Source organism: Thermophilibacter provencensis, from assembly GCF_900128445.1.
Lineage (GTDB): Bacteria > Actinomycetota > Coriobacteriia > Coriobacteriales > Atopobiaceae > Thermophilibacter > Thermophilibacter provencensis.
The window spans coordinates 752,290-774,501 of record NZ_LT671417.1; the positions used below are offsets into that span (position 1 = coordinate 752,290).

A 22,212-nucleotide genomic window follows, 5' to 3' on the forward strand; every position below is an offset into this window, starting at 1 on the left:
CTTTCCGCCTCCCTATCTCTCGACGCTTCGCTGTGCGCGGGGCGCCTCGTGCTCGGTAGCGCGGCTCGCCTGGCGGGCGTGCTCGGCGCGCTCCGCGAGGTAGCGCGAGCGCCCTGCGTCAACGGCCTCTTTGAGCTGCGCCGGCATGACCTTCACGGTGTCCTTGACCGCGCGTCCGCCCTCGTCGAGCTCGGGCTGGCCGTCCGGGCCCATCACCGTCTTCCTCAGCCACACCTCGCGGTTCGCGAGCAGCGGTATGTCCCGGAAGTCGGCCCCCTTGAAGCGGCTCTCGTTAACGAACATGGGGCTGAACTCGTAGCCTCCCACGTCCATGCCGTCGACGACGGTGCCCTTGGGAAGGGTCGCCGAGTTGAAGGTCCTGGCCTCGCCGGTCGCGCGGTCGGTGTACTCGATGCCCTCGCGCACGAAGCTCTTGTGCAGCGAGAGGTACACGTTCTTCCTCTCTTCCATGTCTTTCCTCCTTTTCGTTTTCAATCGGTCCTTGTCTTCATCCGCCGGGACGCGTGCCCCGGCGCGGCGCCCCTATCTCATGGCGACCGCCCCCTTCCTCGCTTTTCCGCTAGAAGCCGCTCACGATGTCGCGCGCCCAGGAGCCGCTTTTCACGAGGGCCAGGATGAGCAGCACGCACATGGCCAGGTACTGCAGCGCGTAGGTGAGCCCGTTCGCGACCGCGTCGGCCGGGGTGCCCGTCCCGGGGTTCGCCCCGGTGAGCCCGCCGAGCACGAGCGGGAACGATATGAGCAGCACGAGGATGATGACGCCGGCGATGCAGACCGCCCCGAAGCTCTTCAGGTAGCCAAGGCCTATCTGGCGCGTGGCGTCCATGCCGAGGAACGCCAGCGGGATCGGGGCGAACGCGGCCATGATGTAGAGCTGGAGCGCGCGGGCCCAGCAGACCACGAGGGCGACGACGTAGGCCGCCAGCACCACGACCCAGCTGATGAGGCTCACGACGAGCATGGCGATGAGCGACGGGATGTCGTCGTCGGTGGTGACGACTGACACCTCGGGCAGGTCGAGCGCGCCACCGGCGCCGAAGAGCGCCTCGACTCGGTCGATGGCGAGCCCGCAGACCTCGTAGATCGACGCCATCAGGTCGAAGCTGTTCTGTATGAGGAACAGGAACACGGCGAAGAACACGAGGAGGAACACGACCTCCTTGACGCCGGGAAGGCTCTGGCTGCCGTCCATGCGCTGGGATATCTCGATGAGCTTCAGGGTGAAGACCAGGCCGAGCACCCCGCACCCGATCGGCAGGATGGCAACCTGCCATACGCCCCGGGCGACGTCGTGCATGGTCAGGTCGCTCGAGCTCGTGAGCATGTGCGCGAAGTCGGCCGAGAGGATCCCGTTCGCGCCGATCGACCCGAGCACGCCCGTCTGCGCCTTGAACATCCAGTTGCAGCAGTCGCGCAGAAGGCCGCACAGCCAATCGTTGACGTCCCCGGCTATGTCGGCGTATGCCGGCTGCGCGGGGACGAGCAGGAGCGCGCAGAGGGCGAAGGCGGTCGCGGCGGAGACGGCGAAGACCCTTCGGCGTCGCGATTCAAGCGCCCGCACGGCTACATCGCCTCCAGCGAGCCGCTGCGCGAAACCACGGTGACCACCGTCGAGGCGGGGTCGTCGAGCGTGAAGGTCGTCGACGCGACGTTCCAGGCGTAGTCGAGCCACACCTCCTTGTCCCAGGTGGCTCCCGTCGCCTGCGGGGACACCTTCGCCGCCTTCCCGGCGACGGCCTCCTCGATGGCGGCGACGTCCGCGCCCAGCGCCTCGGAGAGGCGGTCGTCGGTGCCGGTCACGGAGAACGCTCCGTCTTGCGCCTTCTGGGGCACGTAGGCCTGCGTCAGGAGGTCGCAGGCCAGGGTGCGGGCGTCCCCGCCGCCCGAGACCTGGATGAGCGACAGGCCTCCCGCCTTGTCGCCGGTTCCCTTGACGTCGATGGGCACGCTGAGCACGCCGCCGGCCTCGGAGGGCTCCTCGGCCGAGAAGAACCAGGCGCGCTCGGTGCCGTCCGCGCTCTCCACCATGGCGCCCTCGACGATCCGCAGCGTGGCGGTCGGGTCGTCGGCGCCCGTCCACGCGGTGTTCCAGAGCGCCTCGGCGCCCGATGTCGCCTTTCCAGTCTCCGAGCCAGTGCCTTCAGGGGCGCCGGCCATCGCGGGCGGCGCCAGCTCCTGGGGGCTTTCCTGCGGGGCGATGGCGCAGCGCGCCGCGCCCGCGCCGAGCGCCACGGTGAGCGCGCCTGCCGCGACGGCGGCCATGACCCTTGACTTTCCCTGCATTGGTTTCTCCTATCTCGCGGTGAGCGCGCAGCTGAAGCTGCCGATGCCGCTCGCTATGCGGCACACGTCGCCCGTTCGCGGCTCGTGTATGTACCTGTCGTCGCCGATGTAGATGGCAACGTGGCCCGAGCGGTAGAGGATGTCGCCGGGCTTCGCCTCCGAGAGCGGTATGCGCCTGAGCTCCTCGTACTGGGAACCCGTGTAGTGGCTTATGCGGATGCCCGCCTGCGCGTAGCAGTACTGCGTGAGCCCGCTGCAGTCGAGCGCCTTGCCGGGGGTCGAGCCTCCCCACACGTAGGGCACGCCGAGCTGGCTGTACGCCGCCTCGACGATCGCGTTCCCGTTCGCGGCCGGGTCCTTCAGGTCCTCGACCGTCATGGAGTCGAGCCTGTAGAGGCCCCATTGCGCCATGATCGACTTCAGGGACTCGACGTAGGACGAGTCGGTCGCCCAGCCGGCGTCCTTGAGCCCCTCGGCCATCCTGTCCGAGTCGTGCCTCTCGATCGCCTCGCGGATGAGGGCGTTGCCCGAGTAGCGCTCCGCCTGCAGGAAGACCCTGCTGCGGAAGCGGATGCACTCGGCGTCGCCGGCGAAGCGGATGAAGCTCGCCGTGATCTGGGTGTGCTCGCCGGGCACGTACTCCTCGCTGGTGGCCCAGTTCGCCTTGCCGGCCACCTCGGGGCAGCCCGCGTAGCCCGACCACCACTTCATGCCGAAGAGGTTGTGGTCGCGCTCTGCGAGCTGGCTCATGCGGTCGCCCTGGCCGGACTCCTGGATGATCTGCGCGATGGTGCAGCCCGCCGGGTGCCCGTACTCCTCCTGGCACTCGAGCGCCGCCTCGACCATCTCGTAGGTGATGTAGGGCGGCAGCCCCTCGAGGCCCTGCTTGGAGGCTGCGTCGTCCCAGAAGCCGAACAGCGCGCTCAGCAGCTGCGCGACGGCGAGCGCGCAGGCGACGAAGGCCACGATACCGGCCACCGCCCCGAGCAGGGCGGGCGCCGCGCCCGAGACCGCGCCCGCGATCGCGGAGGCGGCGCCCTTCGACCCCGCGGCTCGGGCCGCCTCGCCCGACGCCTGCGCGGCCGCCTGGGCCGCCTGGTGCTTGGCCGGGGCGGTCGCGCCGGCTGCCTCGGGGCCGCGCGCGCCTCCCTTTGGGGCGCCGAGGGCGGTCGCCGCCTTGCGGCTGCCTTGGGCGGCTTTCTTCGCCTTCCTCTGCCGCAGCCTTCCCGCGGCCTTCTTGGCCGCATGCCCCGCGTCGTACATGCCCGAGGCGCCCTCGAGCTCCTCCGAGTCGTCGAGCTGGGAGACTGCCTCCCGGGCGATCGCCAGCTTCGCCGCCTCGACGCGCGAGCGCATCGCTGCCGCCGCGCGCCGGTCTCCGGCGGGTTGGGACAATTTGTCCCCGAGCCCGCCTTCCGGCGCGTCGGGCCTGGAAGGGCGCCCCTTCGCCGTTGCGGCGGAGCCTCCCGCCTGGTCGAGCGGGCCGGCTCCCTCCGAGACGTTTCCCAGGGCGTCGCGCTCGGTCTCCGCGACGTCGCCCGCGGTGAGCACGTCGCGGCGCCGCGCCCCGACCACCTCGAGCATCCCGCCGCCCTCGCTCGGGCCGGCCATTCCTATTCCTCCGCCTCTCGCGCCGCCCGGCGCATCTCGCGCTCGGCGACCTCTGCGGGCTTGGTGTTCCACAGGTCGTAGAGCGGGCCTTTCGGGAAGTCGTCGGTGATGGGCACGCGGATCCCGGCGCTGATGAGCAGGCCCTCGCCGGGCTTGACGGCGTCGCCGATGTAGCCGCGCTCCGTGGCGGAGAGCTGGAGCATCTCCGCCCATGCGTCGAGGTCGGCGGTGGACTGCTTGTGCAGCAGGAAGAACTCGGAGTTGAGCACCATGTCGCGGGCCTCGGCGTTGGCCAGCATGTGGCTCGTGTTCTGGCTGATGCCGGTGCAGATGAGGCCGAACTTGCGCCCCTCGCGCCACAGGCGGGCGAAGTACTCGACCACCGTCGGGTGCGCGAAGAGGCTCTGCACCTCGTCGATGTAGAGCCAGGTGTAGTTGGGGCGCGGCGGCGTTACCATCACGCGGTTGCGCACCATCTCGAGCGCCGTGATCATGCCGAACACGCGCATGTTCTGGCCGAGGCCGTGCATGTCGATGTTGGTGATGCGGTTGTCGAGCGCCACGTTGCTCTGGCCGTTGAAGAAGGAGAACGCGCCCTTCACGTAGCGCTCGTAGCGCAGCGCGATGTCGGCGGCCTCGGGCTCGGGCTGAGCGAGCAGCGCCGCGTGGAAGTCGCCGAGCGTGGGCAGGCGGCCGTCCCTCGCGCACTCCCGGTACGCCTCGCCGACGCAGCGGGCGATGATCGAGCGGTCGCGCTCCGGCAGGCCCTCGCGGCCCTCGGCCATGAGCGCGCTCGAGAGCGCGAGCACCGCGTCGGTCTTGTACGCGAGCTTGGCGGCGTCGGCGCGGTCCGCGACGTCGGCGGTGTCGAGGGGGTTGAGCACCGCCGAGCATCCCGGGGCGAGCTCGACGTTCGCGCCGCCGAGCGCGCCGACGAGGTTGCCGTACTCGCCGGCCGGGTCGAAGATCACGACCTCGTCCTCGGGGTGCGCGAGCACGGTGTTGGTTATCTCGCGCTTCACCGAGAAGCTCTTGCCCGATCCGGGCTTGCCGCACACGAAGCCCATGGGGCTCGCCAGGCGCTTGCGGTCGCACAGCACCAGGTTCCCGCTCTCCCTGGACTGCCCGTAGTAGCCTCCGCCCGCCTCGTCGAGGCTCTGGCTGGCGAAGGGCATCTGCATGGCCACCTGCCCCGTGGTGAGGTAGCGGCTCACGGTGACGTGGTTGTCCCCGAGCGGGAGCACCGAGTTGAGAGCCTGGCGCTGCCGGAAGTGGAGCGGCTCGAGGCCGATCGTGCAGCCCTGCGCGACGCTCGTCACCTGCTGGACGCGGCGGTCGAGCTCCTCGAGGCTGTCGGCCCAGGTGTAGACGAGGCCCGTGTAGACGAACAGGCGCTCGGACTTGTTGCGCAGGAAGTCGAGCAGCTCCTCGGCCTCCTCCTTCGAGAAGCGCAGCTCGGGCGGCAGGATCTGGTAGTCGTAGCCCTTCTTCACGGCGCTCATCTGCTCGTCGATGATCTCCTTGTCCATCCAGTCGATCTGGCGCTTCACGAGCGCGAGCGCCTCGCTCTGCGCGATGGGCTGCACGTGCAGCGTCACGTTGAGCGGCAGCGGCAGGTCGATGATGGAGGCGAGGTAGGTCTCCTCGATGACCGACCCGAAGCTGCGCACCGCGAGCACCGCGCCGTAGCGCCCGTCGCTGCGGAAGCAGTCGGACCTGCCCTCGGGCTTGAAGTCGAGCGTGGAGGGCATGACGAAGTCCTTCGTGCGCGCTCCCGACGTCGGGGACAATTTGTCCCAGGAGAACTCGAAGCGCGACCCCGGGCGCAGCTGCCCCTGCAAAAGCTCGAGCCTCTCGACGCCGTCGAGGGCGCGCGACGAGCAGCGTATGCGCGCGAGCGTCTGCTCCACGTCGCCCCGGATGCGCGCGAGCTTGGGCACCGCGGCGTCGACGTCGTCGGCGCCCACGGCGTAGGTCAGGTAGCGGTGGCGCACGAGGTTCGAGACGCCCTCGCGCATCTTGTCGTTGAGGATCCGGTTGTACTCTTCGGCGAGCCCGGCGGTGGCGCGCTCCCCGGGCTCGAAGAAGACCTTGCGGCCGACCTCGTCGGCGGGGATGGGCGCGTTCACTACCTGGAGCTGCACGTGGGAGTCCGCCGGGAAGTAGTTGAACAGCGAGCTCATCACGGTGAAGGCCGTCTCGCGCGCCTCCTTGCGCGCGGACTGGTAGCTGATGTCGGAGAACTCGACCGTCTGGCTGAACACCCCGGGCATCACCTGGGCGATGCCGTCCCTGTACATGGCGTCGTAGCCGACGTAGGCGGCCATCTCGCGCGAGCGGTCGCGCTCCCGGCGGCGCCTCTGCCGCTCGGCCTCCGCGCCCTTCGAGGCGTCCTTGCGCCCGCCCGTGCCGCCGAGGAGCAGCCCGAGGGTGCTCGGGCGCTTCGGCCTATTCTCCTTGTTGCTTCTTGCTCGGCTCATAGAGCTCGGCTCCTTTCTTCCTTGCCCTGCGCCTCGCGCGACGTCCCGGGCGGCCCGGGCGCGGCGAGCCCTCGGGGAGGCTCCCGGCGAGGCAGGGCTCGTACGCGAGCAGCTGCGGGGAGAGCTCGTGTGCCGCCAAAAGCGGCAGCAGCTCCTCGGCGCGCATGCCGAAGGGCCGCCAGAACCCGGCGAGCCAGAACGGCATGCTGCAGAGCATGATCGGGAAGGCCGCGTCCGCGACGTCGGCGTGCAGGCCCAGGTGGACGAAGGCCGCCGCCCCGACCGCGCTGCCGAAGCCGAGCGACACGCATGCGAGCGTGCGCAGGCTCATCTTCCCGACGATCTTCTCCTCGTACTCGCCGATGTCCTTCTGCACCGGTATCCGGAGCGCCATCCGCGACGCCCCCTATGCCGGCAGCCAGGACGTGTCCAGCTGCCCGAAGTAGACCGACGCGGCGATGATGATCGCGCCGCCGGCGATGGTGGAAATGGCGGTCGCGATCTGCGGGCCGCCCTGCTGCTCCCTGATGGCCAGGCCGAGCGAGACCGCTCCCCACACGACCAGGAAGCCGCCGAGGAAGGTCACGCAGCCCGACACGAGCTTGATGACGTTTGCGAGCATGCTGTTCTCCTTTGCTTTCGGTTGACGATGTTCCTTGCTGTTCCTCCCCCGCGGCGGGGGAGGCCCGCGCCGTCGCGGCCCCGTCACGAGGCGCCGTCCTTCCGCCTGCGGTACTCCGCGAAGTCAAACGGGCCGCGGCGCGCGGCCTCCTCGAGCAGGCTCGAGCGCGGGTGGCGCTCGAGCCGGTACTTCCGGTCCATGAGCGGCATGCACCCGTTCACGAGCACGAGCGCGTCCTCGCGCGGCATGCGCGCCACCTCGGCGGGCTGTATGAGGTCGCGCTCGGAGATGCCGCGGTTCACGGTCCGGGTCCAGCCGGCGCCCCGCGAGTCGCTCTGCGTCTCGCTCGCCACCGTCTGCTTGCCGGCCATCTTGCTGATCTCCTCGTTGGTCTCGTTCGCCTTGCCGCCCAGGTAGAGCAGCGTGTCGCAGGCGTTCACGATGGTCTCGGCGTTGTTGTCGCCGTAGGTCTCCTTCAGCTGCGAGAGCGACTGGACGATCATCGAGACGGCGATGTTCCTGCTGCGGGTGACGGCGATGGTCCGCTCGAAGTCTGGTATGCGCCCGATGTTGGCGAACTCGTCGAAGACGAAGTGCACCGTCGTGGGCAGCGAGCCGCCGTGCGCCTCGAGCGCCTCGGCGCAAAGCGCGCTCACGGCTGTGTCCATGAGCAGGGCGAACAGGAAGTCGAAGGTCGAGTCGGTGTCGCTCATAGACGCGAAGAGCGCGACCTTCGCGCCCTCGTCGCCCATGTGGGCGAGGTCGAGCTCGTCTTTGGAGGTGAGGTCGCGCACGGCGCGGATGGAAAGCGGCTTCAGGCGGACGTTGCAGCTCGAGAGCATCGACTTCATGGTGTCGCCGGCGGCCACGCGGAACTCGCGGTAGCTCGCGAGCGCGAAGTCGTCGGGGGGCGCGGGCTCGCGGACCTTGACCCACTCCCACGCGCCGTCCTCCTCGGCGAAGCCGCGCAGCGAACCGCCCTCCGCCGAGGCGCCGCCGCGCCTGACGTAGCGCTCGCCGGTCTCCAGCTCGCGGAACACCATGTCGAGCGGGCTCATGTAGCCCGGGTCGTCGCGGGCGTCGGCGAGCGAGAGCAGCGTGAGCAGCCCGTCGAGGTTCCGGTCGGCGGGCTCGCAGTGCATGACGAGGTAGGCCGTGAGCGCGGTGTAGACCAGGCGCTCGGCCTTCTCCCAGTAGGGGTCGCCCTTGTGGTCGGCCTCGCCCTCGGTGTTGGCGACGATGCCGCGGGCGAAGCGGATGACTCCCGCCTCGTCGCTTATGTAGGCTATGGGGTTGAAGCGCATGGAGCGCGTGAAGTCGATGGTGTCGAACGCGCGGATCTCGTAGCCGAGCTCCGCCAGCGCGCCGCCCATCTCGCGGATGAGCGTGCCCTTCGGGTCGGTCACGAAGAAGCTGGCGTTGGCCTGCAGGAGGTTCGGCTTGACGTAGTAGCGCGTCTTGCCGGTGCCGGGTCCTCCAACCACGAGCACGTTGTCGTTGGTGTCGGTGGAGAGGTCGAACCTGCGGCTCACGAGGCGGATGCGCGCGTTGTCGGTGAGGATGATGTTGTTGTCGGGGTCCTTGGGGTCGCCGAAGGGCGCGATGTCCTTGCGCGTGGCCCACCTGGAGCTACCGTGCTCCTCGCCGTCGCGCCGGGCCCCCTTGGTCCCCAGTGAGCGGGCCCAGGCGAAAAGTGCGCCGCACGCGCAGGCGGTCCCGGCGCACAGGGGAAGCGCCTCCGCGGAGAAGACGTGTCCCGCGCGGAGCGCTGCCGGGATCGCCGCCATGGCGGCCTCCGGGTCGAGGATCGGGTTCGCGCCCGACGCCGCTATTGCCGCGGCCGCTGCGTCTCCCATGGCGAACGCGGCTGCGGCCAGCGCGGCCGCCGCCTGCCACCTCATCTCTCGGGCCCCTCGATCTGGCGCGGGCCGCGGTCCCGGCCGATGTCCTGGCTGTGGGCCCTCGACGCCTCGCGCGCACGCTCCGCGCGCTCCGCCAGCCGCTCGGGCTCCTGGCGCCTCTCGGCGATCTCGGCTAGCCGCTCCCTCGCGCGGTCAGCGGCCTTGCCCGTCTCTTGCTCCAGCTGGCGGAAGGCCTCGTCGACCTCGGGGGCGTCCTCCACCTTGAAGAGCAGCCAGTCGCGGCCCTCGCCGGGGATGATGTGGTGCTCGACCGACGCGGCGCGCAGCTTGTCGGAGACGACCTCCTTGATCGTCGCGTACTCGGGAAGCCCAGAGAGCTCCTCGAGGCTGAGCTTCGCGTAGGTCGGCACGCCGTCGGCCGCGATGGCCTCGGCGCGCCCGCCGGCGATGGTCCCGCGGATTCCCGCGAGGCGCTCGGAGAGCTCCCTCGCGCTGCGCGCCATTGCCTCGGCGCCGGCCTCCTGGCCGATCCTCAGCATCCAGTCGAGCAGCTTGCCGCCCGCCTCGTCCCCGTAGTCGCTCGCCATCCCGCGCCTCCCTTCCAGTCGAGATGAAAAAGGGGCGCCTTCGCGCCCCGGTCGTCCCTATTCGGCCCCGACGGCCCTCTCGCGCGCCATTGGGGCGCGGGCTTCCTGCCCGGCGTGCGCGCGGCTCGCCTCGCGGGCGGACGCGGCGCGCTGCGCCAGCGGCTCGGGAGACTTCTCGTGCAGATGGGCCCACTCGCCGCTGCGGCACTGCTCCGGCGTCGCCTCGCACATGTCGCGCATGGCGCGCTCGAACCGCTCGGGCTCCTGGGCGATGGCGCCGAAGCTCCAGCTCTCGAAGCCGGTCCACGCGTCGCCGTCGCGCTTGAGCGTCCACCACTCGTCGCCGCCGTTCACCTGCTGGATGAACGCGAGGTCGCGGTAGCAGAACCCCTGGCGTATGGCCCAGTTGCCCGAGCCCAGCGCCTCGCGGAGCCTGTCGACGCTGTCCGTGCGGGAGAACTCGTAGGGGTACTCCTCGAGGAACGGGTCGTCCTGCCAGTCGAAGCCGCCGACCTTGAGCCAGCCGTTCTCCTGGCACTTCTCCACGAGCCCGTCGTGCTCGCGGCCGGTTATCCTCTCGAAGCCGTCCATGGGCCCTCCGCCTTTCGTTTGTTGCTTGGCGGGCGGCGTCCTCGCGATGGGGGCACGGTGCGAGTCGGAGCAGACGTGCGTGCTGGCGCGTCGGCGCCGCCCAAGACGTGTATAGCGATTTCAATTGCGTCGGAGGGCGGGGCCGCCCGCGATGGGTCGAGCTGGGTCGAGCCGTCCGCGCCTCCACGGGAAGCGCACAGGTCAGCCGCGCCGGCGCCTGTCCCTTCCGCCCAGGTAGACGGGCCTGCAGGTCTGGGAGATCCTGCTCGCGATGGCCTCTGCCGTGACGCGCTCGCCGCGCCTCGCGAGCCTGTCCGCCAGCGCGCCGGGCGCGTAGTTCGACGTGACGATGGTCGGGCGCATGTCCTCGTAGCGCGCATCGAGCACGCTGAACACGGTGCCGACGGACCATTCGGTCGCGTCCTCCTTGCCGAGGTCGTCGAGCACGAGGACGTCGCACTTGGCGTACCGCGCGACGGCGGCCTCGGTGCCGCCCTCGTCGAACGTCGCCTTCACGCGCTCGAGCATGCCCTTGGCGGTCGTGAAGGCGACCTCGTAGCCCGCCTCGGCGAACAGCCTGGCCATGGCGGAGGCGGCGTGCGTCTTGCCGGCACCGACGCCCCCGTGTATGTAGAGCCCGGCGCCACCGTTGCCCGCGAACGAGGCGATGTACTCGGCGAACTCGGGGCGGTCTGCCTCGGCGGCCCAGTAGCGCCTGGGGATGCCCGCGCGCGCGAGCACCTTCTCCCGGCGGGCCTCCTCCTCCTTGGCGGCGAGGTTGGCGCGCCTTCGCGCCTCGGCCTCCCGCTCGCTGACCGCGCCCTCGCACGGGCAGGGGGCGGCGGAGACCCAGGCGACCCTGCCTGCTAGCGCCGCGCCGAGCGGCTCGAGGGCGGCGCCGCAGTGCGGGCACGCCCTCGGCTCCGGCTCGTCGAAGGAGAGCCCGGCCGCACGGGCCTGCTCCAGGGTGATGAGTCCCGCTCGGTCCATCGGGCGCCCCTTCCTTATCTTCTGAAGTCCTTGTTGTCCCTTTTGCTTATTGGGTGGCATATCGTCAGGGGTTTCCCTGTCATCTCGTCAGGGGTTCGGGCTGCGAACCCTGACGGTTCGTCATCCTTGTTCGCGGTGAACCCTGTCATCTCGTCACCCTTTCGCGCCGGGAACCCTGACGAATCGTCAGGGGTTGCCAGCGCTCCGGGCGGCAGCCTCTCGCGCACGATGCGGTACCGCTTGGTTGCGTGCCCGCGCGCCGGGGCGTGCACGCCGCATTCCTCGATGAGGCCCTGCTCGAGCAGGTCGCGGATGGCGCGGTATGCGCTGCGCTCCTGCACGTTGAGGAACCGGGCCAGGCCGCCCTTGCTCTCGAAGTAGCCGCACCCGGCATCGCAGAAGCCGAAGATGCGCGCGTAGACGAGCAGGGGAAGGCCGGAGAGGCCCAGGTCCGCCATCATGAAGTGCCGTACCGTCGTGAACTCGCGCGGGGAGGGGCCGTCGCGCCCCCTCGGGCCTGCGGCCGCCATCGGCGCTAGCCCCTTCTGGGCGAGCCGACGACGCTGTTGCGCTCGACCCATGCGACGAGCTCGTCGTGCAGCACGATGCCGTCGCGCGTCTTGCCGCCGATGTAGCGGATTGGGAACGGGTCGTCGGGGTCTTTTGCGAGCCGGTACATGGCGTCGCGGCTGATGCGCAGCATCGCGCACGCCTCGTCGGCGCCGAATATCGCGTTGGTCGATGCGATGAGCCTCACCTGGCTCCTGCTAGTGCTCTTGGTCATGGTCGTCCTCGAGCTCCTTTCGTCTCGAGGCTCCCTCGCGTGCCCGGCCGCGGGCGGCTCCCGGGGCGGTCGCCGCCGTCATTTCCTGCCGCTCCTCGATTCGATGTAGGCGTCCACGGACGCCCTCGAAACCAGGAGCTTCCTTCCGAGCCTGTACGAGTCGATCTCTCCCGACCAGATGAGGTCGTACGCCTTGTTTCGGCTTGCCCTCATGTACTCCTGCATCTCGATCACCGTCATCCATTCGTCGCGATCTTGGTTGCCCTCGGGCGCGACGCATTCGGCTGTGTGTGCCATGGTTCCTCCAATCTTCCCGTGCGGCACCGCGCGAGCACACCGCACGGCACCGTGTCCCTTTTCGTCTGCGCGACGATTGAACCGCCTGATGTCGATTGGTGAGCACGGCAGGAGCTGAGACGGGTCGAGGTGGGTCAAGCTGGTCGTGTCTTCACGAAACGGCCATGAGCCGCGTGCCTTAGCTGGCAGCTAAGTCCCCGAAAAGTAAAAGGCGCCCATGCGGGCGCCTGCCTAGTAGCTGGAGTTGTTCGGTTGTGGTCGGAATGCTCGTCTTCCGCGGTGCTGTCGTCCGGGGTCCGGCATCTGTCGTTCGCCTCTTCTGTCGTGTTTGATGTTGCGTGTTCTGCGAGCGACCTTGCGCGGGCCTGCCGGCCCGTTGCCCCAGGTGCACCCGGATAAATGGTACCCATCCGTTGGAACATGGACATCGCGGGAGGGTTGTTTGGGCAAGCTAGGATGGATGAGCGGCGGGGTTCTAAATGCAATAATTCGAGCTAAAGGGCCTTGTACTCTCTTTTGTAAAACGCGAGGGTGCAATAAACTCGACGATCACCCTGAACCTTTTCTGAACGAATCAGCTCTTAGGCGGTATGACGCGACACGCATCGGTAGTGCTCGGACTGGGTTAGTCATCGAGTGGGTATAGAACATACGTTCTCGTTATAGCACCAGGTGGCAGGCGTAGTTTCAATCGAAGCTACGCCTGCTGCTATATATGGGTTGATGGCGGTATCAATGACCGCGATGCTTCTGTTTGCGCTTCAGTTTTCGCTGCTCGAAGCGCGCCTCCGCCTCATCCGCGCGACGCTGGCTTCTTGCTTGGGCCGACTCCCGCTTCATCGCTTCCCGCTGTGCCGCGAGCGCCTGCTGTGCCTTGGTGCTCACTGCGGGCCGCTTAAGGGCCTTCGCCGCCTCGCGGGCGCGCCGCTTGGGGTTCTTCGCGGGTTTGCTCGTCTCGACCAGGTCGTCACCGAAGAACGAGAGCTTCGCCCATTTGCCGACAACGAATCGCAGGATCTCCTCATCGGACGGCTCCGCGCCGAAAACGATGCGGGCGGCGCCGTACCTTCCGTCCTCGACGTGCTCCGCCAGCCCGACCCAGAATTGGCCGTCATGATATACGGTCAGGGCGGACGACACGCTGATCTGCATGGCTGGTTCCTCCTTTATGTAGATGACCACGCAGAGAAGGGACAACCAAGGAGGCAGGTTACTGATGCGGACTCCCGCACGCCCACGACTACCCGACGGGGACTGTGTTTTCATCTCTGGTGCCCGCATTGTAGCACGCGCGGATTCACGATGTTGATTGCCGGCGCCTAGACGGAGATGAAAGCGGTTCGATCTAGGTCAAGCCGGTCGCTCGTTCATGAAGCGGCCGATTCCCTGAAAATAAAAGGCGCCCACGAGGACACCTACAGGCTATCTTCGAACTACTTGGTTTGGGGCAGACGGAGGAAAAAAAATAGGGCAGAATCGCTCTCACGATCCCGCCCCGCAAACCCGAGGGTTTCTAACTGGCTTCATTATTCCGGGCTTCTCAGTTCTGTCATTGACCCAGGTATCACCCGTCTCCTATAGCGAGTGAATATAAAAATAGGGCAGAGTCGCTTGCGCAAGTCCGCCCCTAAAACCGTGAAGGTTTTGCTATCTGCAGGCTATTCTACCAACCCGAGCGATTCTGTCAACCTGCGAAGGAACTCGAGCGCGGAGCGAGCTGCGGCGTCGGGCCCCTTGTCGGGCAGCGCCTCGGTTCCGCCGTCGGCCCTGGCGAACATCTCGGCGAGCTCGGATGCGGCGCGCGAGCGCGAGGAGCCCTCGGGTACCAAGCCGGAGTGCGCCACGAGCACGGTCGCGACCTCCTGCATGGCCGTATTCCCCATCCACTTCCTCCTGGTCGCCTTGGGAATTCCCACGGCGGCGACCCTTCGGGAGACGCCGCTGGACGCCGAGCCCCGGGCGGCGCCCCTCTCGGCGAAGCAGTTGATCAGGCACGAGCCGTGCGCGGCGCAGTTGCGGACGGACTTCACGCGCTTGAGGTCGTAGTGGGAGGCCTCGAGGCGCCTGTCGCCCCATCGCCTGGCGCAGAAGCGCACGAAGTCGATGAGGGTGCTGAACGAGGTGAGCTCAAGGAAGGCCCAGGCAGGCATGTCGCCGGAGTACTTCGCGTAGAGGCTCGAGCTGTAGGGGCTGCGGCCGCTCATCTTGAGCTCGCGCAGGCGGTACTCCCTGTTTGCAGTGGTAAGCGATGCCATGTAGTCGGCCACGATGGCGTAGCCGTCCTCTCCACGGTCCTCCATCTCGCGAAGCAGTGTCACCTTCTGGAAATGCTCGATGTCGAGCGTCATGCCGAGCAGGGCGTGGCGCAGCTCCTGGTCGAGCGCCGCGAGCAGGCGCAGCTGGCCGAAGTCGAGGTCTACGTAGCGGCCGTCGCGCGGGCCTCCCTCGTATTTCGAGAAGAGTTTGCGGTAGGATGCGAGCTTGAAGAAGTTGCACTTGTCGCGCAGGTAGTCCGCGGCCTCTTCCTCGGAACACAGTTCGAAGGCTACGCCCTTCTGCTTGAGGTGCTCTATCTGCTGCTCGATCGTGAGGATCGGCTTCCTATCGTGGGGTTCGGCCATGCTCGGTCTCCTGCCATTGATTTGAGAATCCTATTCTACCAGCATGTTTGCCCTGAATCCTGAAGGCCCGTTCGCCAACTCATAAGCAAGCCACCTGAGACTACTCACTTTGTTCACGAATGACGAAGACCTGCGACCTGGGGTTTTGCAAATGGCGCGCAAGCCACCCGCGTTAATTCACTTGCGATTGCAGCTGGCGGCTTGCGGGCAAAAGGGCGGTTGAGTTTCAAAACGGGCGTTTTCGGCGCCATCGAGCCTCCAAAGGCGACCCGCCGCGCACTTTGGGACAAAAACAAAAACTCAAAGCCCTGAGTTTGAAAAAAGTTTTTGAGGTTGTCCCAGCTTTTGTCCCCGAAGCCGACGAAACGCGACATCGCGTCATTCGGCGGCACGCGTTCCGTGTCGATGCCGAAAATTGGGTGTAACTGGAGTGACGGGACGGCAGGACCGACGCCATCGAGTGGGAATAGAACAGACGTTCGATAAAATCATATAGTATCAGATAGCGGGCACGGTTTCAATCGAATCCGTGCCCGCTGCTGTATGCGTGTCTTTGCACGCCCAATATGTGCCGTAAAAGTCGTCTTCTTCAACGTCAAAGTGAATGCGCTTCATTTTTGCCTCTCAAAATCTTATTTTCACGATTTGCATTTTCATCCCGTTGTCACCGACCCTTGCGAGAAACCGGAAAAAGCCGCTGACAGAAGGGTCTCTCAAATCGTTGTAACCCAGCATATAGCCGCGACTTGTGACCTGCAGACGGCTGTTCCACGTGCCGATTTCCTTGGCGGCATCCGAAACCGCAAAATATGCCCCCACATCCTTGATTTTTGCAGTCTTAAGCCATGTTTTTGCGATCATCTTTACTGCCGTCCGATTGGCAGCATCAAAGACCAGCACACCGCCGGGGAAAGCGTCCGCCATCTCCCGCACCAGTTCCCGGACCTGCTGGGTCAGAAAGTAATAGAACACCCCGGAGGCAAAGAACACCGCCCCGCCGGAGGCATCGATTTTGCCGAACCATGCGGTGTCTTTCAGATCGCAGGGGATATTTTGTTCTCGATCCTCGGCGGGCAGCAGCTGCTGCCGCAAGGCAATCACATCCGGGAAGTCCAGATTGTAGATCTTGCATCTACCGTTGTCGCAGGTTCTGCCGGTGTTGTCCAGCCCACAGCCCAGATTGACCACCGCCGCACTGGGGTGGCCTTTCAGGTAATCCCGCACCTCGAAAGCAAGATCACCCTGCCGCATGGCCACCTCCAGCGCACCAAAGCGCTGCATCAGGCTGCGGGAGTTTTTCTCTGCCTCTGAAAAGTCGTAGTCGATCTGGTCGAGCAGACGAGCCGCTGTTTCATCCTTGTAAAGGTTCGGGTACAGCTCCGTACACAGCTTCCGGGAATACAGCGGGAGGATCAGCGTCTCCTGCACGGTGTTTTTCTCAATTTTGCATTTCATAGGTTTCTTCCTCAGTGAATAAAAATTGTCATGATTGCCGCCAACACAGCCGCTATGGCCGTCATGCCTATCGCCATGTGCAGGATGGATGCGAAAATGCCCGTGCTTGATACCCCTACTTCCGCGCCGTGACGCAGAGCCACCTTTTCTTTTTGCGTATCTGCACCTCGTGAAAACCCGCCTGCTCCAGACACGCCTTTAATTCAATGTCCTTGTAGATGGTCATGCCGCCGATGATCTGCGTCCACCTCTCGTCCTTGTCCGTATCGCCATTGCTCTCGTTGCAGATAAGAATTGTCCCGCCTGGCTTCAGCGTCCGCCGGACCTCACGGAAGCATCGGGGCAAATCAGGCCAGAAATAGACGGTCTCAAAGGCCGTGGCGGCATCGAAGTAGCTATCCTCAAACGCCATATCCGCCACGCTGCCCTGCAGAACGGCGCAACGCTTCTCCTGAATTGCAGTTCGGTTGAGCTTTCTAGCCTTCTCCACGCTGACGGGTGAATAGTCGATGCCCTTGACGACGCCATGCGGGCATTTTTTCAGCAGCCGTTTTATGTTCGCCCCGCCGCCGCAGCCGCAATCCAGCACCTTGGCGTTTGGCGCAAGCCGTAGAAATCGAAGTCCCCACCGCGCCACAGGGCTGTGGCCCAGATTCATCATGGCAACCATAAGTTTTCCGCCGAGGCCCACGGGCTTGCGGGTGTTTTCAAAGAACGACATCTGGCCCCTCCGATTTCGTGCATTCCGCATAGGTCAACGGGAACGAGGCCTTCAGCACCGCGCTTTTCTGCACCGCCCAGCCGTTTTGACGCAGGAAACGCAGGTATTCCTCGCTTGTCCACCTGCTGTGGAGGGGAAATCCCGCCATGCTCATGAAAAAGGCTTTTGCCTTGCCGGAAATCGAGTTCCCCGCGTGGGTGAAGGTTGGCGCGATGAGCACGCCGTCGTCCTTCAGTACCCGCCTTATTTCTTGCAGGGCCTTTTCCGGATGCGGCACTATGTGAAGCGCGTTGGACGCGATCACCACTTCGAAGGACTTCTGTGCATAGGGCAGGCGGAACATATCTTGTACGGAAAAGTGCAGCTTCGCGGATTGATTGCCCCGCTCTGCTTCAAGGATCATCTTTGCAGAAGCGTCCGTAGCCTCGATGTGCGCCGCCGCATTCACGATGCTCTTTGCGATAAGCCCCGTGCCGGTGGCAACCTCCAGTACGGTTTTTGCTTTCACTACCGGCCTGATCAGTCCATACATCTTCTCATACGCCGCCCGGTCGTTTCGCATGAAACGGTCGTATCGACCGGCATTCTTGTCCCAGAAGCCCTTGCGTTCGCGTATGGCTATCGCCCCCAAACAGTTAGAGCCATCTAACTATAACACACGAATCATGCAGTAAGATAAGGCTAACCTTATTTTCTTGGCTAAGACGCATCTCTTCGGTTTTCGCTTATAACGGCGCGAGTCAGATACTAGGCTGGAGCTGAAGATGGAGCTTGGCGGACAGGTAGGTCGATACTGGTTCCCGGAATGGTGATCCAGCCAATTACACCAGTGCTCTAGTCGTGCAGGTAAACCCAATCCATGACGGGAAATAGGTCCTTTTCTCTAGTTCGACGTCTTTCGCGGGCGACGGGTTAATGTGGCTGGCGGGATTCCCTGCACGAAGCCGCTGTCGCCACCGCCTCCAGGCGCGGTTCACTCGGCAAGATGGGCGACTACGAGGCCGTGCTCGGCGAGGTCAGAAGATCCGATATGATGCGGGGCATCTGGTCCTCTTGCGTCTCGGCATCACCCCATGCGGAAGGCGTCGATTTCGAAGAGGCGGTCGATTCGGCCATCGAGCTCGCAAGGCTTTCGGAGCTTGACGATTTGGACTGATGGAGGCGAGAAGTCCCCCCACCGCGCCAATACCAGACGATTGCGCTATAGGCATCTCTCCGACCCTTTGAATCACCCCTTTTCACGCAACCCGCTACGAACCCCGGCGGAAATCAGGGAGTGATTAAAGGAACGACCTGCGGTTTCGCGAATCAATCGAGTCATTCCCGAAATCGCGAATCAGCCCTTAGGCGGTACGACGCGACACACATCGACAACACTCGGACTGGATTAGTCACTGAGTGGGAATAGTAATAGAACATTTGTTCTTGTATTTCATGCGGTTTCGTATGGTTCCGATGGCGACCGATGGGGGCGTTTCGCAACCGCCGCACCTGCAAGCCACATGGTTTCACAATCGGGCAAAAACTCAGAAGGCTCCTCGAGAAAAACGAGGAGCCTTCCTGTTTCCTTCGGCGCGGGCGGATCGGGATCCACTGCCGATCTAGAGGCACTCGGTCAGAATCTGGAACACCTCGCTGCGCTCCAGTTTCTTGGCGCAGCCGCCGGTGAGCACGCAGGTGTCGGCTACCTTGCGGAGCGTCTCGTCGGACGCGTCGGAGCCCATCTCGGCGAAGCTCGTGGGCAGGCCCATCTCGCCGATGAACGTCTGCAGGCGGTCGATGCCCTCAAGCGCCACCGTAAGGTCGTCTTTGTCCTTGGCGTCGACGCCCCACACCTCGCGCGCCCAGCGGGCGAACTGCTCGGGCGCCTCGGGGGCAAGGTGGCGGTAGAGCGCCGGGTGGATGACCGCGAGGCCCATGCCGTGGTTGGTGTGGGTGTATGCGCCGTACTGGTGCTGGATCATGTGCGCCTGGAAGTCCGTGGCCTTGCCGATCTTGAGCACGCCGTTCTCGGCCATGGCGGAGTCGTAGACGAGCTCGCTGCGCGCCTCGAGGCTCTGGTCGTCCTCCGCGACGACCAGCATGTTGCGGATGACGTTCTTCTGAATGGCGAGGTTGATGTCGTCGGTGACGTTGCGCTCGCGCGGGGTGCCGAAGTAGCTCTCCATGCAGTGCGAGAGCGTGTCGAACGCGCCGCTCATGAACTGCGCGTGGGGGACGGTGAGCGTGAGCGCCGGATCGAGCGCCGCCCACGAGGGCAACGCGCCGACGAAGGCTCCCTTCACGTGCGTCTCCTCGTTGGTGATGACGGCGCCGTTGTTCTGCTCGGCGCCCGTGCCGGAGAGCGTCACGATGCAGCCCATGGGGATGAACGAACTCGGCATCTTGCCGTCGACGTGCTCGAATGTCTCGATGTCCTCGTCAAGCATCGCCTGCGCGGAGACCACCTTGCAGCAGTCGAAGACCGACCCGCCGCCGACGGCGAGGATGAAATCGACCTGCTCCTCGCGCGCGAGCGCAGCACCTTCCTGGCACTTCTCGTAGGTCGGGTTGGGCATGATGCCGCCGAAGTCCACCACGCGTTTGCCCGCGCCCGTGAGCTTATCGACCACGTGGCCGTAGACGCCGGTTCGTTTGACCGAGCCTCCGCCGTAGGCGAGCATCACCGTCTTGCCCATGGCACCCATCTCGGCGTCGAGCGCCTGGTCCACCGCGCCCTCGCCGAAGTAATTCTTGACCGGGTAGTCATAAGTAAATGCGTTCATCGTTGTTCCTCCTTGCCAAAGAAAGGGAGCGGGTCTTCTCTGCGCTAGACGTTGCGGGCGAGTCCGCAGATCATCTCGACGGTCTTGGGATCGTGATGGCTAAAGAATGTGCTCTCGTGCTCGTCAAGCGCAGCGATCCGAGCCATCTCGTCATCGCTCAGCACGAAGTCAAAGACGTCGAAGTTCTGCTCCATGCGCTCGCGCCGCACGCTCTTGGGGATGCACACGATTCCGCGCTGCAGCTGCCAGCGCAGCGCCACCTGCGCCACGCTCTTGCCGTGAGCCCCGCCGATGGCGGTGAGCACGGGGTTGTGGAAGAGGTCGTTGTGGCCCTCCGCAAACGGCGCCCAGCTCTCCATGGTTACGTCGCGGCTCTCAAGATAGGTCTGGTCCTCATGACGCTGGAAAAAGACGTTGCACTCGATCTGGTCCACGGCGGGCGTTACGTTGGTGAACGCCATGAGATTGGCCAGGTGGTCGGGGTAGAAGTTCGCCACGCCGATCGCGCGCACCACGCCCTGCTCGTAGAGCTCCTCCATGGCGCGCCACGCGCCAAAGATGTCACCAAAGGGCTGATGGAAGAGGAAGAGGTCCAGATAATCCAAGCCCAAGCGCTTGAGGGTGGCGTCAAAACCGCGCTTGGCGCCCTCGTAGCTCATGTCCGAGACCCAAAGCTTGCTGGTGACGAACACCTCGTCGCGCGGGATGCCGCTCGCGCGGACGGCGGCTCCCACAGCCTCCTCGTTGCCGTAGCTCGCCGCCGTATCGATGAGGCGGTATCCCACATCGAGGGCGTTCTCGACAGCAGCCTGGCATTCGGCTGCGTCCGGAATCTGGTACACGCCAAAGCCCAGTTGCGGCATCCGGGCGCCGTTGTTAAGGGTCACGTACTCCACGTTTGCCTCCTTCTTGGGGAAATCGGACAGCTCCACCCTACGGCTGCGCGCCCGATCGCAGAAGTCTCCCTTGGTGCGAGGCTTATAACGCTGGGGTACACATAGCCTCATAACGCTGAGGTTAGAACCATGTCACCAATGGAGACTTCTGCGAGACCGCCGCGCGGGTCTACGCTCCTTGACAAGGAGGGGTCAGCGTGAGTCGGAGAGAAAGCAGTGCGGCGACAGCCGAGAAAGGCGCCGGTATGGGCGGCATGCTCGCAGCCATCATCGTGGGCACGCTCATGCCGGGCTGCGACACCACGATCGTGGCCATTGGCATCTCGACGCTCATGGAGGCGTTTGGGGTGGACGAGGTCGTCGTCCAGTGGCTCTCCACGGGCTACCTGCTCGCCCTTGCCATCGGCATTCCCGTGGCGGGCTGGCTCGAGCGCCGTCGCGGCGGGCGCTTCTCGTGGATGCTCGGGCTCTGGGTCTTTCTCGCGGGTTCGGTGTGCTGCATCCTCTCGCCCAGCCTGCCCGTCCTCGTGGCCTCGCGCGTGGTCCAGGGCTTTGCCGCGGGCGTGATCATCACGCTCATGACCACGCTGCCCGTGGAGATGGCGCACGCGCGCGGCGTCATCAACGTGGGGTCCATCATGTCGACCATCATGCTGCCGCTCTCGTGCGGCCCGATCTTCGGGCCCGTCATCGGCGGCATCATCCTCAACTTCCTGAGCTGGCACTGGCTCTTCATCATCAACGTTCCCGTGGTCGTTGCGGCCATCGTGCTTGGCGAGAAGTACGTGGAGGGCGCACCGCGCCCCGCCTCTCTGACGCGGCCCTTTGACCCGGTTGGCTTTGTTCTTGTGGCGGCGGGCATCGCCCTTCTGCTCTTCGGCCTGACCGAGGTGAGCCGGGGCGGTGACCTCACGCGTCCGACGGTGGTGGCTCCGCTCGTGGGCGGCGTGGCGGCTCTCGCGCTCTTCGTAGCGTGGCCGCCCACGCGCGACCCGCGCCGCGCCTTCGTTAACGTGACGCTCATGAGGAGGCGCTCGGTTCCAACGGCGTCTGCCGCCATCTTCATGGCGGGCGTGGTGCTCTACTCCGCGCAGTTCCTGCTGCCCCTCTACTACCAGGACCTTTTGGGGGCGGACGCGCTCGGTGCCGCGCTGATGCTGCTGCCCCAGGGCGTGGGCGCGCTGCTCTCGCGCTCGCTTGCCGGCCGTCTGACGGACGCGTACGGGGGGCGCGTCGTCGCGGCGGGCGGCTTTGCGGCCACGGCGCTCACCACGGCGCCCTTCCTCCTGCTGGACCCGCATGCCCCGACCATGCTCATGGGGACCATCCTCTTTGTCCGAGGTCTGGCGGTGGGCATGCTCATCGTTCCCATCACCACCTGCTCCTACACCTCCGTCCCCGATGACGCCATTCCTGACACCGCTGTCATCGTGCGCATGTTCCAGCAGGTGGGAGGCTCGTTCGGCACGGCGGTCGTGGCCGCTACGCTCTCGGCGGCGGGCGGCTTTCCTGTGGCGTTTCTCGTCGTGGTGCTCGCCGCGGCGCTCGGCTCTGCCGCGGCGCTCACGATGCCGCGCAAGCGGGCGAGAAGGTCCTGACGCCAGATGCGGCACAGAACGTGCAGTT

24 protein-coding genes are annotated in these 22,212 nt (G+C 65.7%); 2 read left to right on the forward strand and 22 right to left on the reverse strand.

What is annotated here, in order from left to right; genetic code table 11:
* Nucleotides 1-12: 12 nt before the first annotated feature.
* From BQ7391_RS03395 to BQ7391_RS03495, 20 genes are all read right to left on the reverse strand, one after another.
* Nucleotides 13-471 (reverse strand): DNA gyrase, encoded by a 459-nt coding sequence (locus BQ7391_RS03395; protein WP_075279307.1) that lies wholly within the window; start codon nt 469-471, stop codon nt 13-15.
* A 109-nt stretch (nt 472-580) separates the two neighbouring features.
* A complete protein-coding gene (locus tag BQ7391_RS03400) occupies nt 581-1,582 on the reverse strand; it encodes a VirB6/TrbL-like conjugal transfer protein, CD1112 family (RefSeq protein WP_075279308.1) in 1,002 nt (333 codons plus the stop codon).
* Between the two features lie 2 nt (nt 1,583-1,584).
* Nucleotides 1,585-2,304, reverse strand: coding sequence for a hypothetical protein (locus BQ7391_RS12470; RefSeq protein WP_200799570.1), 720 nt, complete (start codon nt 2,302-2,304; stop codon nt 1,585-1,587).
* A gap of 9 nt (nt 2,305-2,313) precedes the next feature.
* Entirely contained in the window at nt 2,314-3,915 is a 1,602-nt protein-coding gene (locus tag BQ7391_RS03410; protein WP_075279309.1) for a glucosaminidase domain-containing protein, read from the reverse strand.
* Between the two features lie 2 nt (nt 3,916-3,917).
* Nucleotides 3,918-6,395 (reverse strand): VirB4-like conjugal transfer ATPase, CD1110 family, encoded by a 2,478-nt coding sequence (locus BQ7391_RS03415; RefSeq protein ID WP_073293312.1) that lies wholly within the window; start codon nt 6,393-6,395, stop codon nt 3,918-3,920.
* Nucleotides 6,364-6,789 (reverse strand): PrgI family protein, encoded by a 426-nt coding sequence (locus tag BQ7391_RS03420; RefSeq protein ID WP_073293314.1) that lies wholly within the window; start codon nt 6,787-6,789, stop codon nt 6,364-6,366. The genes BQ7391_RS03415 and BQ7391_RS03420 overlap by 32 nt, the downstream gene beginning before the upstream one ends.
* 12 nt (nt 6,790-6,801) lie before the next feature.
* On the reverse strand, nt 6,802-7,017 hold the full coding sequence (locus tag BQ7391_RS03425) for a hypothetical protein (protein ID WP_006234636.1): 216 nt from the start codon (nt 7,015-7,017) through the stop codon (nt 6,802-6,804).
* An 83-nt stretch (nt 7,018-7,100) separates the two neighbouring features.
* On the reverse strand, nt 7,101-8,918 hold the full coding sequence (locus tag BQ7391_RS03430; RefSeq protein WP_075279310.1) for a VirD4-like conjugal transfer protein, CD1115 family: 1,818 nt from the start codon (nt 8,916-8,918) through the stop codon (nt 7,101-7,103).
* Nucleotides 8,915-9,466, reverse strand: a complete 552-nt coding sequence (locus BQ7391_RS03435) for a hypothetical protein (protein ID WP_075279311.1) — start codon at nt 9,464-9,466, stop codon at nt 8,915-8,917. The genes BQ7391_RS03430 and BQ7391_RS03435 overlap by 4 nt, the downstream gene beginning before the upstream one ends.
* A 57-nt stretch (nt 9,467-9,523) precedes the next feature.
* Nucleotides 9,524-10,057 carry a hypothetical protein gene (locus tag BQ7391_RS03440; protein WP_006234633.1) on the reverse strand — a complete coding sequence of 178 codons (534 nt, stop codon included), beginning with the start codon at nt 10,055-10,057 and terminating at the stop codon, nt 9,524-9,526.
* 201 nt (nt 10,058-10,258) lie between these two features.
* Nucleotides 10,259-11,047 carry an ATP-binding protein gene (locus tag BQ7391_RS03445; RefSeq protein WP_075279312.1) on the reverse strand — a complete coding sequence of 263 codons (789 nt, stop codon included), beginning with the start codon at nt 11,045-11,047 and terminating at the stop codon, nt 10,259-10,261.
* 14 nt (nt 11,048-11,061) lie between these two features.
* Nucleotides 11,062-11,577 carry a hypothetical protein gene (locus BQ7391_RS03450; RefSeq protein ID WP_075279313.1) on the reverse strand — a complete coding sequence of 172 codons (516 nt, stop codon included), beginning with the start codon at nt 11,575-11,577 and terminating at the stop codon, nt 11,062-11,064.
* 5 nt (nt 11,578-11,582) lie between these two features.
* A complete protein-coding gene (locus BQ7391_RS03455) occupies nt 11,583-11,831 on the reverse strand; it encodes a helix-turn-helix transcriptional regulator (protein WP_071129839.1) in 249 nt (82 codons plus the stop codon).
* 78 nt (nt 11,832-11,909) lie between these two features.
* Nucleotides 11,910-12,128, reverse strand: coding sequence for a helix-turn-helix domain-containing protein (locus BQ7391_RS03465; RefSeq protein WP_075279314.1), 219 nt, complete (start codon nt 12,126-12,128; stop codon nt 11,910-11,912).
* Nucleotides 12,129-12,860: 732 nt separating this feature from the next.
* Entirely contained in the window at nt 12,861-13,280 is a 420-nt protein-coding gene (locus tag BQ7391_RS03470; RefSeq protein ID WP_075279315.1) for a YjdF family protein, read from the reverse strand.
* A 506-nt stretch (nt 13,281-13,786) separates the two neighbouring features.
* The gene (locus BQ7391_RS03480; RefSeq protein WP_075279316.1) at nt 13,787-14,749 is read right to left on the reverse strand and encodes an Abi family protein; all 963 of its coding nucleotides are present in this window, start codon (nt 14,747-14,749) and stop codon (nt 13,787-13,789) included.
* Between the two features lie 113 nt (nt 14,750-14,862).
* A complete protein-coding gene (locus tag BQ7391_RS12110) occupies nt 14,863-15,141 on the reverse strand; it encodes a hypothetical protein (RefSeq protein ID WP_129583900.1) in 279 nt (92 codons plus the stop codon).
* A 232-nt stretch (nt 15,142-15,373) separates the two neighbouring features.
* Entirely contained in the window at nt 15,374-16,204 is an 831-nt protein-coding gene (locus BQ7391_RS03485; RefSeq protein ID WP_075279317.1) for a class I SAM-dependent methyltransferase, read from the reverse strand.
* A 115-nt stretch (nt 16,205-16,319) separates the two neighbouring features.
* Complete coding sequence (locus BQ7391_RS03490; protein ID WP_075279318.1) at nt 16,320-16,925, reverse strand: class I SAM-dependent methyltransferase; 606 nt, start codon at nt 16,923-16,925, stop codon at nt 16,320-16,322.
* Entirely contained in the window at nt 16,912-17,556 is a 645-nt protein-coding gene (locus BQ7391_RS03495) for a class I SAM-dependent methyltransferase (protein WP_200799572.1), read from the reverse strand. Before BQ7391_RS03495 ends, BQ7391_RS03490 begins: the two co-directional genes overlap by 14 nt.
* A 354-nt stretch (nt 17,557-17,910) precedes the next feature.
* Between BQ7391_RS03495 and BQ7391_RS12475 the strand changes: the two genes are divergently transcribed.
* Nucleotides 17,911-18,081: a hypothetical protein gene (locus BQ7391_RS12475; RefSeq protein WP_200799573.1), complete on the forward strand. Its 171-nt coding sequence runs from the start codon at nt 17,911-17,913 to the stop codon at nt 18,079-18,081.
* Between the two features lie 445 nt (nt 18,082-18,526).
* Here BQ7391_RS12475 and BQ7391_RS03500 read toward each other — a convergent pair whose 3' ends face one another.
* On the reverse strand, nt 18,527-19,690 hold the full coding sequence (locus BQ7391_RS03500) for an iron-containing alcohol dehydrogenase (protein WP_075279319.1): 1,164 nt from the start codon (nt 19,688-19,690) through the stop codon (nt 18,527-18,529).
* Between the two features lie 44 nt (nt 19,691-19,734).
* Nucleotides 19,735-20,586 carry an aldo/keto reductase gene (locus tag BQ7391_RS03505; RefSeq protein WP_075280856.1) on the reverse strand — a complete coding sequence of 284 codons (852 nt, stop codon included), beginning with the start codon at nt 20,584-20,586 and terminating at the stop codon, nt 19,735-19,737.
* Nucleotides 20,587-20,831: 245 nt separating this feature from the next.
* Here BQ7391_RS03505 and BQ7391_RS03510 point away from each other — a divergent pair, with 245 nt between their 5' ends.
* On the forward strand, nt 20,832-22,184 hold the full coding sequence (locus BQ7391_RS03510; protein ID WP_075279320.1) for a DHA2 family efflux MFS transporter permease subunit: 1,353 nt from the start codon (nt 20,832-20,834) through the stop codon (nt 22,182-22,184).
* Nucleotides 22,185-22,212 lie beyond the last annotated feature (28 nt).

Excerpts from the sequence above, each read along its gene's own strand:
- BQ7391_RS03420 (WP_073293314.1), bottom strand. The coding sequence starts at position 6,789 with ATGGCGCTCCGGATACCGGTGCAGAAGGACATCGGCGAGTACGAGGAG.
- BQ7391_RS03510 (WP_075279320.1), top strand. The coding sequence starts at position 20,832 with ATGGGCGGCATGCTCGCAGCCATCATCGTGGGCACGCTCATGCCGGGC.
- BQ7391_RS03410 (WP_075279309.1), bottom strand. The coding sequence starts at position 3,915 with ATGGCCGGCCCGAGCGAGGGCGGCGGGATGCTCGAGGTGGTCGGGGCG.
- BQ7391_RS03435 (WP_075279311.1), bottom strand. The coding sequence starts at position 9,466 with ATGGCGAGCGACTACGGGGACGAGGCGGGCGGCAAGCTGCTCGACTGG.
- BQ7391_RS03470 (WP_075279315.1), bottom strand. The coding sequence starts at position 13,280 with ATGCAGATCAGCGTGTCGTCCGCCCTGACCGTATATCATGACGGCCAA.
- BQ7391_RS03425 (WP_006234636.1), bottom strand. The coding sequence starts at position 7,017 with ATGCTCGCAAACGTCATCAAGCTCGTGTCGGGCTGCGTGACCTTCCTC.
- BQ7391_RS03395 (WP_075279307.1), bottom strand. The coding sequence starts at position 471 with ATGGAAGAGAGGAAGAACGTGTACCTCTCGCTGCACAAGAGCTTCGTG.
- BQ7391_RS03490 (WP_075279318.1), bottom strand. The coding sequence starts at position 16,925 with ATGTCGTTCTTTGAAAACACCCGCAAGCCCGTGGGCCTCGGCGGAAAA.
- BQ7391_RS03440 (WP_006234633.1), bottom strand. The coding sequence starts at position 10,057 with ATGGACGGCTTCGAGAGGATAACCGGCCGCGAGCACGACGGGCTCGTG.
- BQ7391_RS03480 (WP_075279316.1), bottom strand. The coding sequence starts at position 14,749 with ATGGCCGAACCCCACGATAGGAAGCCGATCCTCACGATCGAGCAGCAG.
- BQ7391_RS03450 (WP_075279313.1), bottom strand. The coding sequence starts at position 11,577 with ATGGCGGCCGCAGGCCCGAGGGGGCGCGACGGCCCCTCCCCGCGCGAG.
- BQ7391_RS03485 (WP_075279317.1), bottom strand. The coding sequence starts at position 16,204 with ATGAAATGCAAAATTGAGAAAAACACCGTGCAGGAGACGCTGATCCTC.
- BQ7391_RS03465 (WP_075279314.1), bottom strand. The coding sequence starts at position 12,128 with ATGGCACACACAGCCGAATGCGTCGCGCCCGAGGGCAACCAAGATCGC.
- BQ7391_RS03430 (WP_075279310.1), bottom strand. The coding sequence starts at position 8,918 with ATGAGGTGGCAGGCGGCGGCCGCGCTGGCCGCAGCCGCGTTCGCCATG.
- BQ7391_RS03500 (WP_075279319.1), bottom strand. The coding sequence starts at position 19,690 with ATGAACGCATTTACTTATGACTACCCGGTCAAGAATTACTTCGGCGAG.
- BQ7391_RS03445 (WP_075279312.1), bottom strand. The coding sequence starts at position 11,047 with ATGGACCGAGCGGGACTCATCACCCTGGAGCAGGCCCGTGCGGCCGGG.
- BQ7391_RS12470 (WP_200799570.1), bottom strand. The coding sequence starts at position 2,304 with ATGCAGGGAAAGTCAAGGGTCATGGCCGCCGTCGCGGCAGGCGCGCTC.
- BQ7391_RS03455 (WP_071129839.1), bottom strand. The coding sequence starts at position 11,831 with ATGACCAAGAGCACTAGCAGGAGCCAGGTGAGGCTCATCGCATCGACC.
- BQ7391_RS12475 (WP_200799573.1), top strand. The coding sequence starts at position 17,911 with ATGGGCGACTACGAGGCCGTGCTCGGCGAGGTCAGAAGATCCGATATG.
- BQ7391_RS03415 (WP_073293312.1), bottom strand. The coding sequence starts at position 6,395 with ATGAGCCGAGCAAGAAGCAACAAGGAGAATAGGCCGAAGCGCCCGAGC.